Origin of the sequence: Burkholderia sp. MSMB0856, from assembly GCF_001524645.2 — a bacterium.
Taxonomy (GTDB): Bacteria; Pseudomonadota; Gammaproteobacteria; order Burkholderiales; family Burkholderiaceae; genus Burkholderia; species Burkholderia diffusa.
In genome coordinates this window covers 2490454-2502519 of sequence record NZ_CP013427.1, presented here as the reverse complement: position 1 = coordinate 2502519, position 12066 = coordinate 2490454, and the positions used below count along the sequence as shown (strand labels likewise).

Genomic DNA, 12066 nt, shown 5'->3' with positions numbered 1-12066 from the left:
CAGTTCCGATGAAATCGACCCGACCCTTTCACCCGACCCCCGTCATCACGATCGACGGTCCGACTGCTTCCGGCAAGGGGACCGTCGCGGCGCTCGTCGCCGCGCATCTCGGCTTCCACCTGCTCGACAGCGGCGCGCTGTACCGTCTCGCGGCGCTCGCGAGCGTGCGCTACGGCATCGCGGCGGAGGATATCGATGCGCTCGTGAAGCTGATCGACGATCTTCACATCACGTTCCGCGAGGGCTGCGCGCAGCTCGACGGCGTCGACGTGTCGAACGACATCCGCGCCGAAGCGGTTGGCAACCGCGCGTCGGCGATTGCCGTGCACGGGCCGGTGCGTACCGCGCTCGTCGCGCGCCAGCGCGCGTTTCGCAAGACACCGGGCCTCGTCGCCGACGGCCGCGACATGGGCACAGTGATCTTCCCGGACGCCGTGCTGAAAGTGTTCCTGACGGCCAGCGCCGAGGCGCGCGCGGCCAGACGGCATAAGCAATTGATGCAAAAAGGTTTTTCTGCTAATATAGATAACTTGCTTCAGGATCTTCGTGAACGTGACGCGCGCGACAGCAATCGCGCGGCCGCGCCGCTGAAGCCTGCGGCAGATGCCAAGCTGCTCGATACGTCGGCGCTTTCGGTCGATGAAGCAGTCGACCAGGTGCTGCAGTGGTACCGGGCGCTCGGTCAGCCGGCCTGAGAAGGCGGGCAGCAGTAGGTGCCTCGCGCGAGAAGCGCGAAGCGTGTTTCGAACCCTTAACCCCGTGTGGCTTCGATCTGGCCCTTTCAGCCTGCCATTCCGGCCGGCGTGGCACAGCGATCCATGCACAATCAGATTTTTATGTCCGACCTGCAAACCTCCACCCCGAATACCGAATCCTTTGCGGCTCTGTTCGAAGAGTCGCTGACCCGCCAAGACATGCGCGCCGGCGAAGTGATTTCTGCCGAAGTCGTGCGCGTCGACCACAACTTCGTGGTCGTCAATGCAGGCCTGAAGTCCGAGGCTTACATTCCGATCGAGGAATTCCTGAACGATCAGGGCGAGGTTGAGGTGCAGTCGGGCGATTTCGTGTCCGTCGCGATCGACGCACTCGAAAACGGCTACGGCGACACGATCCTGTCGCGCGACAAGGCGAAGCGCCTTGCATCGTGGCTGTCGCTGGAAAAGGCCCTCGACAACAACGAACTCGTCACCGGCACGATCACGGGCAAGGTGAAGGGCGGCATGACCGTGATGGTCAACGGCATCCGCGCGTTCCTGCCGGGTTCGCTGGTCGACACGCGTCCGGTCAAGGACACGACCCCGTACGAAGGCAAGACGCTCGAGTTCCGCGTGATCAAGCTCGATCGCAAGCGTAACAACGTCGTGCTGTCGCGTCGTGCAGTGATCGAAGCAACGCAAGGCGAAGAGCGCGCGAAGCTGCTCGAGACGCTGAAGGAAGGCGCGATCGTCAACGGCGTGGTCAAGAACATCACCGACTACGGCGCATTCGTTGACCTCGGCGGCATCGACGGCCTGCTGCACATCACCGACATCGCATGGCGTCGTGTGCGTCACCCGAGCGAAGTCCTGTCGGTTGGCCAGGAAGTCACCGCGAAGATCCTCAAGTTCGACCAAGAGAAGAACCGCGTCTCGCTGGGCATCAAGCAACTGGGCGACGATCCGTGGGAAGGCATCTCGCGCCGTTACCCGTCGGGCACGCGCCTGTTCGGCAAGGTCACGAACATCACCGACTACGGCGCATTCGTCGAAGTGGAATCGGGCATCGAAGGCCTCGTCCACGTGTCGGAAATGGACTGGACCAACAAGAACGTTGCTCCGTCGAAGGTTGTCCAGCTGGGCGACGAAGTCGAAGTCATGGTCCTCGAGATCGACGAAGACCGTCGTCGTATCAGCCTCGGCATGAAGCAGTGCAAGCCGAATCCGTGGGATGACTTCAGCCGCAACTTCAAGAAGGGCGACAAGATCACGGGCGCAATCAAGTCGATCACCGACTTCGGCGTGTTCATCGGTCTGCCGGGCGGCATCGACGGCCTGGTCCACCTGTCGGACCTGTCGTGGAGCGAAGCCGGCGAAGAAGCCGTTCGCAAGTACAAGAAGGGCGACGAAGTCGAAGCGATCGTGCTCGGCATCGACGTCGAGAAGGAGCGTATTTCGCTCGGCATCAAGCAGCTCGAAGGCGACCCGTTCAGCAACTACGTTGCGATGAACGACAAGGGTTCGATCGTCGACGGCGTGGTGAAGTCGGTCGATGCGAAGGGCGCTGTCGTCACGCTGACGGGCGACGTCGAAGGCTACCTGCGTGCATCGGAAATCTCGCAGGATCGCGTTGAAGACGCTCGCAACGTGCTGAAGGAAGGCGACAAGGTCAACGCGATGGTGATCAACATCGATCGCAAGTCGCGTGGCATCAACCTGTCGATCAAGGCGAAGGATTCGGCTGAACAACAGGAAGCGATCCGCGGCCTGCAGTCGGACACCAGCGCTGCTGCGACCGGTACGACCAACCTCGGCGCGCTGCTGAAGGCGAAGCTCGACGGCCAGAACCAGTAAGCCTTACGAGGTCTGCTGAAGTATGACCAAATCCGAGTTGGTCGCGCAGCTGGCACTGCGATTTCCGCAACTTGTCCTCAAGGATGCGGATTTCGCGGTGAAAACGATGCTCGATGCGATGTCCGATGCCTTGTCGAAAGGGCATCGCATCGAAATTCGGGGTTTCGGCAGCTTCGGCCTCAACCGTCGCCCGGCACGCGTCGGACGCAACCCGAAGTCGGGGGAGAAAGTGCAGGTGCCCGAGAAGTTCGTGCCTCACTTCAAGCCCGGCAAGGAATTGCGTGAACGCGTCGACGGCCGCGCCGGCGAGCCGCTGAAAGCTGATGATCCGGACGACGAGCGTTGAGCGTCGTTCGGCTTGCCCGGAATCCGTCCGGCGAAGGCTGAAGAAAAAAGCGCCCCTTGCGGGCGCTTTTTTCATTTTCGGCGGCCGCATGACAACGTGCACCCGCAGGATGTGCGGTGACGCGGAAACGCTTCCTTTACAATACGGGTCGATTCGGCGCCGCGAAGGGGAGTCGCGCGCCACGGCAAACCTCAACAAAGAGAGGGCTACATGAAGTTTATCGTCTGGCTGATCCGGGTATTGGTGTTCGTGCTGCTGCTGGTGCTCGCGCTGGCCAATACGCAAACCGCGACGCTGAATTTCGTTGCCGGCTACGCATGGCAAGCGCCGCTGATCCTGATCGGCCTCGCGTTCTTCGTCGTGGGGCTGCTGGCAGGCCTGCTGTCCGCGCTGCCGGCGATCTTCCGCATGCGCCTCGAGAACGGGCGCCTGAAGCGCGATCTGCGTACGGCGCGCGAAACCCCGGCCGTCGTCGACCAGCCGCCGATGCCGCCCGTCATTTAACACGGACGCCGCGCGACCTTCGCGCGGTTTTCGTCTCTGCTTCGATATTTCGCATGGATCTGGATTTCTGGTGGTTGCTCGCGATTCCGGTGGCGTTCGCGCTCGGCTGGGCGGCGTCACGCTATGACCTGAAGAATCTCCTGTCGGAGAGTGCCAACCTGCCGCGATCGTATTTCCGCGGCCTGAACTTTCTGTTGAACGAACAACCGGACAAGGCGATCGACGCGTTCATCGAGGTCGCGAAGCTCGATCCCGAGACCGTCGAACTGCACTTCGCGCTCGGCAACCTGTTTCGCCGCCGCGGCGAAACGGACCGTGCGATCCGCGTGCATCAGAACCTGCTGAGCCGCACGGACCTGCCGGTAAACGAGCGCGACCACGCGCTGTACGAGCTCGGCCAGGATTTCCTGAAGGCCGGCCTGCTCGATCGTGCGGAGGAGGCCTTCCACCGGCTCGCCGATGGCGATTACGCGCTGGGCGCGCAGCGGGCGCTGCTGACGATCTACGAGATCGAGAAGGACTGGAACAAGTCGATCGATACCGCGAGACGCATCGAATCGATGAGCGACAAGCCGCTCGGCGCCGAAATCGCGCAGTTCCATTGCGAACTCGCGCAGGATGCGCTGCAACGCAAGAACGCCACGGACGCGGCCGAGCAACTGAAGCTCGCGCTTGCTGCGAACCCGCAGAACGTTCGCGCGACGATCCTGTCCGGCGATGCCGCGCAGGCGGCGGGCGATCACGCGGCCGCGATCGAGCACTGGAAGCGTGTCGAAGCGCAGAATCCGGCGTATCTGCCGCTCGTCGCCGACAAGCTGATGAAGGCTTACGTCGCGCTCGGCAAGCCGGTCGAGGGCGCCGAGTTGCTGATGGGCTACGTCGATCGTTATCCGTCGAACGACTTGCTCGATATTGCTTATCAGCACATCGCAGGGTTGCGCGGCCAGGAAGCGGCGCATACGCTCGCGCGTACGCAGATGGAGAAGTCGCCGAATCTGTCGGGCATGCTGCACCTGCTCGATGCGCAGATCGCGGCCGCCGACGAGCCGCGCCGTAAGGAACTTGAAATGATGCGTGCGCTGATCAAGCAGCGCACCAAGAATCTGCCACGCTATACGTGCCAGAATTGCGGTTTCCGGGCACGGCTCTTCTACTGGCAGTGCCCCGGATGCAGCGGCTGGGAAACCTATGCGCCGCGCCGCGTCGAACCTGCGATGCCGGGCTGATCCCGGCGTTCGCCGCGCAAGCGCTGCGGTTGTCGCCGGGCCTGGCCCGGCGGCCAAGTTAGTCATTTACCGGGACGTACCGGAACATCTATGAAAATCACCATCATCGGCACTGGCTATGTCGGTCTCGTCACGGGCTCCTGCCTCGCCGAGATCGGCCACGACGTCTTCTGTCTGGATGTCGATCCGCGCAAGATCGAGATCCTGAACAACGGCGGGATGCCGATTCACGAACCGGGCCTGCTGGACATCATCGCGCGCAACCGCGCGGCAGGGCGTCTGCGCTTCTCAACCGACATCGAGGCGAGCGTTGCGCACGGCGAGATCCAGTTCATCGCGGTCGGCACGCCGCCCGACGAGGACGGTTCGGCCGACCTGCAATATGTGCTCGAAGCCGCGCGGAACATCGGCCGTTACATGACCGGTTTCAAGGTGATCGTCGACAAGTCGACGGTGCCGGTTGGCACCGCGCAGCGCGTGCGCCCGGTGGTCGACGAGGCACTCGGTGCGCGCGGCCTCGCGGGCAGCGTCGCGCACCGTTTCTCGGTCGTGTCGAATCCGGAATTCCTGAAGGAAGGCGCGGCGGTCGAGGACTTCATGCGCCCGGACCGAATCATCATCGGTGTCGACAACGACGAGACGGGCACGGTGGCGCGCGAGAAGATGAAGAAGCTGTATGCGCCGTTCAACCGCAATCACGAGCGCACGATTTACATGGACGTGCGTTCGGCGGAGTTCGCGAAGTATGCGGCGAATGCGATGCTCGCGACGCGCATTTCGTTCATGAACGAAATGTCGAATCTCGCCGACAAGGTCGGTGCCGACATCGAAGCCGTGCGCCGCGGGATCGGTTCCGATCCGCGTATCGGCTATCACTTCCTGTACGCGGGCGTCGGTTACGGCGGCTCCTGCTTCCCGAAGGACGTGCAGGCGTTGATTCGCACCGCGAGCGAAAACGACCAGCCGCTGCGCATCCTGGAGGCCGTCGAAGCGGCCAACTCCGCCCAGAAGGACGTGCTGATCTGCAAGATCGAGCAGCGCTTCGGCGCAGACCTGACCGGTCGCGAATTCGCGGTCTGGGGCCTCGCGTTCAAGCCGAATACGGACGACATGCGCGAGGCGCCGAGCCGTCGGCTGATCGCCGCGCTGCTCGGGCGTGGCGCGACCGTGCGCGCGTACGATCCAGTCGCGATCGACGAGGCGCGCCGCGTGTTCGCGCTCGACCTTGGCGAGGCTTCCGACGCGCTTGCGCGCCTTCACTTCGTCGATACCCAGGACGCGGCCGTGACCGCCGCGGATGCGCTCGTGATCGTCACCGAATGGAAGGAATTCAGGAGCCCGGATTTCACGCGCCTGAAGGCCGAACTGAAGGCGCCGGTGATCTTCGACGGACGCAATCTGTACGAGCCGGACGCGATGGCCGAACTCGGCTTCGACTACCATGCGATCGGGCGTCCGCATGTCGATCCCCAGTCCTCTCCCCGTGGATGAACGCACGATGACTACCCTTCGCGAAGTGGTGCCGGTACCGCGCGCGCAGCTTGCGCGTTCGCGCGTGCTCGTGGTCGGCGACGTGATGCTCGACCGCTACTGGTTCGGCAACGTCGAGCGCATTTCTCCGGAAGCGCCGGTTCCCGTCGTGCACGTGCAGCGCCAGGAAGAGCGGCTTGGCGGTGCGGCCAACGTCGCGCGCAACGCGGTGACGCTCGGCGGTCAGGCCGGGCTCCTGTGCGTGGTCGGCTGCGACGAGCCGGGCGAGCGCATCGTCGAATTGCTCGACGGTAGTGGAGTGACTCCCCATCTCGAACGCGACGCGTCACTGCCGACGACGATCAAGCTGCGCGTGCTCGCGCGCCAGCAGCAGTTGCTGCGCGTCGACTTCGAGGCGATGCCGACGCACGAGGTGCTGCTCGCCGGGCTCGCGCGATTCGATGCGCTGCTGCCGCAGCACGACGTCGTGCTGATGTCGGATTACGCGAAAGGCGGTCTGACGCACGTGACGACGATGATCGAGAAGGCGCGCGCGGCCGGCAAGCCGGTGCTCGTCGACCCGAAGGGCGGCGACTGGGCGCGCTATCGCGGCGCATCGCTGATCACGCCGAACCGTGCCGAGTTGCGCGAGGTCATCGGTCAGTGGCAATCGGAAGACGACCTGCGCGCGCGTGTCGCGAAGCTGCGTGCGGAGCTCGATCTCGATGCGTTGCTGCTCACGCGTTCGGAAGAGGGGATGACGCTTTTTTCCGCAGCGGGCGAACTGCATGCACCGGCGCTCGCGCGCGAGGTGTATGACGTGTCCGGCGCGGGCGATACCGTGATCGCGACGGTCGCGACGATGCTCGGCGCCGGCGTGCCGCTCGTCGATGCCGTCGTGCTCGCGAATCGCGCAGCAGGCATCGTGGTCGGCAAGCTGGGTACGGCCACGGTAGACTACGACGAACTGTTTCACTGAGCGCATTCGGCGGCGCGCCGAGCGCGCCGCACGTATGTCTTGCAATTTTTCAGGCAGAACGACCATGACCATCATCGTCACCGGCGCAGCCGGTTTTATCGGCGCGAACATCGTCAAGGCGCTCAACGAGCGCGGCGAGTCGCGCATCATCGCGGTCGACAATCTGACGCGCGCGGACAAGTTCCGGAACCTCGTCGATTGCGAGATCGACGACTATCTCGACAAGACGGAATTCGTCGACCGCTTCGCGCGCGGCGATTTCGGCAAGGTACGCGCGGTGTTCCATGAAGGCGCCTGTTCGGACACGATGGAAACCGACGGCCGCTACATGATGGACAACAACTTCCGCTATAGCCGCGCGGTGCTCGATGCGTGCCTCGCGCAGGGCGCGCAGTTCCTTTACGCGTCGTCGGCCGCGATCTACGGCGGCTCGACGCGATTCGTCGAGGAGCGCGAGGTCGAGGCGCCGCTGAACGTCTACGGCTATTCGAAGTTCCTGTTCGACCAGGTGATCCGCCGCGTGCTGCCGAGCGCGAAGAGCCAGATCGCCGGGTTCCGCTACTTCAACGTGTACGGTCCGCGCGAGACGCACAAGGGCCGCATGGCCTCGGTCGCGTTCCACAACTTCAACCAGTTCCGCGCGGAAGGCAAGGTCAAGCTGTTCGGCGAGTACAACGGTTATGCGCCGGGCGAGCAGACGCGCGACTTCGTGTCGGTCGAGGACGTCGCGAAGGTGAACCTGTTCTTCTTCGACCATCCGGAGAAATCGGGCATCTTCAACCTCGGCACAGGCCGGGCACAACCGTTCAACGACATCGCATCGACGGTCGTGAACACGCTGCGCGCACTCGACAACCTGCCGCCGCTGACGCTCGCGCAGCAGGTCGAGCAAGGGCTGATCGAATACGTGCCATTCCCGGATGCGCTGCGTGGCAAGTACCAGTGCTTCACGCAGGCCGACCAGACGAAACTGCGTGCTGCCGGCTACGATGCGCCGTTCCTGACGGTGCAGGAAGGTGTCGACCGCTATGTGCGTTGGCTATCCGGCCAGGTTTAAGCCTGCGCGTCGCATCGCTAGACTGGGTCTCACGGTCGGCAGCCGCCGACCGATTTCATCGGAGATCCAGCACATGATCAGGAAATGGTTTGCCGCCGCCGCGATGCTCGGCGCGATCGCGTCGGCCTGGGCGGCCGTCGACGTCAACACCGCGAACGAGGATGCACTCGTCGGCATCAAGGGCATCGGTCCCGCGCGGGCGAAGGCGATTCTCGACGAGCGCGGCGCACACGGGCCGTTCAGGAATGCAGACGATCTCGCATCGCGCGTGAAAGGCATGGGCGGCCAAATGGTCGAGCGCCTTCAGCGGGAAGGGTTGACGATCGGTGCGGCAGGCTCGGGTGCGGCGGCACCGGCCGCGGGCAAGCCGGCGGCGGCGAAGCCTGCTGCGGCACCTGCCCGCACCGCGCAGAAATAACGCACGCGAGACAAAGGGCTCCTTCAGTCGCCGTCATTGCGACGGCTTCCCGCGGCTTGCCGCGGGTTTTTTGCGTGCATGCTGCACACGCACACGCGTGAATCGTGTGGCGCGTCTATTCCATCGTCACAATGGGGTTGCCGGCGCGAGCCCCGGTGCTGGTTTACAATCAATCGATTGATCGGCCTCGCACTCACGGTATCTCCATGGCTTACAAAACTATCGAAGACACGATCGGCAACACGCCGCTCGTGCAACTGGTCCGCCTGCCGGACGACGAGATTCGCGCACGCAACAACGTGGTGCTCGCGAAGCTGGAAGGCAACAATCCGGCCGGTTCCGTGAAAGATCGTCCGGCGCTGTCGATGATCAGCAAGGCCGAGGCGCGCGGTCGCATCAAGCCGGGTGATACGCTGATCGAGGCGACGAGCGGCAACACGGGCATCGCGCTTGCGATGGCAGCGGCGATCCGCGGCTACAAGATGGTGCTGATCATGCCGGAGGATCTGTCGATCGAGCGCCGCCAGAGCATGGCCGCTTACGGCGCCGAAATCATCCTGACGCCGGTAAAGGGCGGGATGGAACTGGCGCGCGACCTCGCGGAGCAGATGCAGCGCGAAGGCAAGGGCGTGATCCTCGATCAGTTCGGGAACCCCGACAATCCGATCGCGCACTACGAAGGAACGGGCCCGGAGATCTGGCGCGACACCGAAGGGCGCGTCACACACTTCGTGTCGGCGATGGGCACGACGGGCACGATCATGGGCACGTCGCGCTTTCTGAAGGAACAGAATCCGGCGATCGAGATCGTCGGCGCGCAGCCGGAAGAAGGGTCGCGCATTCCGGGCATTCGCAAGTGGCCGGAAGCCTATATGCCGACGATCTTCGATCGCAGCCGCGTTGATCGCGTCGAGAGCGTGAGCCAGGCCGCGTCCGAAACGATGGCGCGCCGGCTCGCGGCTGTCGAAGGCATCTTTGCCGGTATCTCGTCGGGCGGCGCATGCGAAGTCGCGATGCGTATCGCGCGTCAGGTCGAGAACGCGACGATCGTGTTCATCGTCTGCGATCGCGGCGACCGCTATCTGTCGACTGGCGTATTTCCTGCCTGAGCCCGAACGGCATCAGCAGCATCACGCGATAAAAAAGCGCCGCACAAGCGGCGCTTTTTCTTTGCGCGGACCGTGCTTACTGCGCCGGCGCTTCCGTGTCCGCCGCAGGCAGCGGCAATGCACCATTCGCTTCCATCTGCGCCTTCACGGCTTCGCCGAGCTGGTACACGGCGAGTGCGTAGAAGAAGCTGCGGTTGTAGCGCGTCAGCACGTAGAAGTTCTTGAGGCCGAGCATGTATTCGGTCGCACTCCCCGGCGACGGCAGATCGACCACGGTGACCGGCGTGCCGGCTTCGGTGGTGATGTTGACTGTCGGCTCGTTGAGCGTCATGCCGGCGCGCAGCAGTTGCGACAGGGCCCAGTGCGGTTCGGGCTGACCGTCCGCGGCCGCCTGGGCGATGCCGAGGCTGCCCGTGTCGGGCGTGATTCGCCAGACTACCGGGCGATCGGTTTCCCAGCCGTGCTGCTTCAGGTAGTTCGCGACGCTGCCGATCGCATCGGCAGGACTGCTGCGCAGATCGACGTGGCCGCCGCCGTCGTAGTCGACCGCATACTCGCGGATGCTGCTCGGCAGGAACTGCGGGATGCCGATCGCGCCCGTGTACGAGCCGAGCACGGTCGTCGGGTCGAGCTGGTTGTCGCGGGTCCAGACGAGGAAGTCCTCGAGATTCTTGCGGAACGTTGCCTGCCGGCTGTCGCGATTCGGCGTGTCCGGGTAGTCGAACGTGAGCGTCGTCAGCGCATCGAGCACGCGGAAGTTGCCCATGTAGCGGCCGTAGATCGTTTCGACGCCGATGATGCCGACAATCACTTCGGGCGGCACGCCGAATTCCTCCGACGCGCGCTGCAGCGTCGCCTTGTTCGCCTTCCAGAATTTCACGCCCGCGTTGATGCGGATCGGTTCGATGAAGCGCGAACGATAGACGCGCCAGTTCTTCACCGAAGGCGTCGGCGCCGGCTTCACGAGCTTCACGGCGGTGGCCGAGTAGCTGATGCGTGAGAACAGCGCATGCAGGCTCGCGGAATCGAAGCCGTTGCGGCTCACCATCTCGTCGATGAACGCATCGACCTTCGCGTTGTTCGCGTAACGCTGCGGAACGATTTCCTCTTCGAAGGTCTGGCCTTGCGGCGCCGGCTGCTGCGGTTGCGCCTGCGCGACGCGCGTGCCGGGGGACTTCGCGGGCTGCGTCTGCGCGATGGCGGGCGCGGCGGCCACGGTAACGGCGACGGCAGCAGCAACGAGCGGGACGCGAACGCTGAACAGTGCGGAGAGAAGGGCGGCAGGCTTGCTGGAATTCATGTCGAAGCGGGCGGACAGGGCGATGGGGTTCGGCGCAGTATACCCGACGCATCCTGCGTGCCGGGGCGAAGCAGCGCACCGTTGTGGTAAGTTAGCGGCGAATTCGCGGCAGACGATGGACATCATTGATGGAGACCTGCGGCGCACCCCGCGTCGCGGATGACAGCTTATGGCAACCGCCTTCTATACGCACCCCGACTGCATGCTGCACGAGATGGGGGAATGGCATCCGGAATGCCCGGCCCGCCTGTCGGCGATCCAGGATCAGATGATCGCGAGCCGCATCGACGACCTGATCGTGCACGAAACCGCGCCGTTCGCGAGCGAGGTGGCGCTGGGCCGCGTGCATACGCAGGCTCACATCGACTACATCCGCAGCATGACGCCCGTTGACGGCTACGTCGAGATCGATCCCGACACGCTGATGAACCGCGACACGTGGCGCGCCGCGCTGCGTGCGGCCGGCGCGGCGATCGCGGCGACCGACGCCGTGATCGAAGGCCGCTACGCGAATGCGTTCTGCAGCGTGCGGCCCCCCGGCCATCACGCGGAACCCGCGCGCGCGATGGGTTTCTGCTTTTTCAACAACGTCGCGATCGCCGCGCGGCACGCGCTCGATGTCCATGGCCTCGAGCGTGTCGCAATCGTCGATTTCGACGTTCACCACGGCAACGGCACCGAAGCCGCGTTCGCGAACGACGAGCGCGTGCTGATGTGCAGCTTCTTCCAGCATCCGCTGTACCCGTTCTCGGGCGTCGATCACCAGGCGCCGAACATGGTCAATCTGCCGATGCCTGCGCGCAGCAACGGGATGGCGATCCGCGAAGCGGTCGACATGTCCTGGCTGCCGCGTCTGGACGCGTTCAAGCCGCAGATGCTGTTCGTGTCGGCCGGTTTCGACGCGCATCGAGAGGACGACATCGGCAACCTCGGTCTCGTCGAGGCCGATTTCGAATGGCTGACCACGCAGATCGTCGACGTCGCGCGCCGGCACGCGCAGGGCCGCATCGTGAGCTGCCTCGAGGGTGGCTACAACTTGTCCGCGCTCGGCCGCAGCGTGGTCGCGCACCTGCGCGTGCTGGCCGGCATCTGACCGGGAGCGAGCCGG

12 protein-coding genes are annotated in these 12066 nt (G+C 64.2%); 11 read left to right on the top strand and 1 reads right to left on the bottom strand.

Going from position 1 to position 12066, the window contains the following annotated elements; all coding sequences use genetic code 11:
- The first annotated feature begins 8 nt into the window (after positions 1-8).
- The 10 genes from cmk to cysM all read left to right on the top strand — a co-directional run bounded on the left by cmk (position 9) and on the right by cysM (position 9658).
- Positions 9-695: a (d)CMP kinase gene (cmk, locus tag WS87_RS12875; protein ID WP_059530008.1), complete on the top strand. Its 687-nt coding sequence runs from the start codon at positions 9-11 to the stop codon at positions 693-695.
- 141 nt (positions 696-836) lie between these two features.
- Positions 837-2549, top strand: coding sequence for a 30S ribosomal protein S1 (gene rpsA / locus WS87_RS12870; RefSeq protein WP_059467119.1), 1713 nt, complete (start codon positions 837-839; stop codon positions 2547-2549).
- Positions 2550-2571: 22 nt separating this feature from the next.
- The gene (locus WS87_RS12865; RefSeq protein ID WP_006750752.1) at positions 2572-2895 is read left to right on the top strand and encodes an integration host factor subunit beta; all 324 of its coding nucleotides are present in this window, start codon (positions 2572-2574) and stop codon (positions 2893-2895) included.
- Between the two features lie 210 nt (positions 2896-3105).
- Complete coding sequence (locus WS87_RS12860) at positions 3106-3399, top strand: lipopolysaccharide assembly protein LapA domain-containing protein (protein WP_059530004.1); 294 nt, start codon at positions 3106-3108, stop codon at positions 3397-3399.
- Between the two features lie 53 nt (positions 3400-3452).
- Positions 3453-4625, top strand: coding sequence for a lipopolysaccharide assembly protein LapB (gene lapB / locus WS87_RS12855; RefSeq protein WP_059816199.1), 1173 nt, complete (start codon positions 3453-3455; stop codon positions 4623-4625).
- A gap of 90 nt (positions 4626-4715) precedes the next feature.
- Positions 4716-6116 carry a UDP-glucose dehydrogenase family protein gene (locus WS87_RS12850; protein ID WP_059816196.1) on the top strand — a complete coding sequence of 467 codons (1401 nt, stop codon included), beginning with the start codon at positions 4716-4718 and terminating at the stop codon, positions 6114-6116.
- Positions 6117-6123: 7 nt separating this feature from the next.
- Positions 6124-7074: a D-glycero-beta-D-manno-heptose-7-phosphate kinase gene (gene rfaE1 / locus WS87_RS12845; protein ID WP_107938158.1), complete on the top strand. Its 951-nt coding sequence runs from the start codon at positions 6124-6126 to the stop codon at positions 7072-7074.
- 64 nt (positions 7075-7138) lie between these two features.
- The gene (gene rfaD, locus WS87_RS12840; protein WP_059816193.1) at positions 7139-8131 is read left to right on the top strand and encodes an ADP-glyceromanno-heptose 6-epimerase; all 993 of its coding nucleotides are present in this window, start codon (positions 7139-7141) and stop codon (positions 8129-8131) included.
- Between the two features lie 73 nt (positions 8132-8204).
- Positions 8205-8549, top strand: a complete 345-nt coding sequence (locus WS87_RS12835) for a ComEA family DNA-binding protein (protein WP_059816190.1) — start codon at positions 8205-8207, stop codon at positions 8547-8549.
- A 206-nt stretch (positions 8550-8755) separates the two neighbouring features.
- Positions 8756-9658, top strand: coding sequence for a cysteine synthase CysM (gene cysM, locus WS87_RS12830; RefSeq protein WP_059816187.1), 903 nt, complete (start codon positions 8756-8758; stop codon positions 9656-9658).
- Positions 9659-9734: 76 nt separating this feature from the next.
- On the opposite strand, the gene mltB is transcribed toward cysM, so the two are convergent.
- Positions 9735-11084, bottom strand: a complete 1350-nt coding sequence (gene mltB, locus WS87_RS12825; protein ID WP_082750561.1) for a lytic murein transglycosylase B — start codon at positions 11082-11084, stop codon at positions 9735-9737.
- 43 nt (positions 11085-11127) lie between these two features.
- On the opposite strand from mltB, the gene WS87_RS12820 reads away from it, so the two are divergent.
- Positions 11128-12051: a histone deacetylase family protein gene (locus WS87_RS12820; RefSeq protein ID WP_059816182.1), complete on the top strand. Its 924-nt coding sequence runs from the start codon at positions 11128-11130 to the stop codon at positions 12049-12051.
- The last annotated feature ends 15 nt before the right edge of the window (positions 12052-12066 follow it).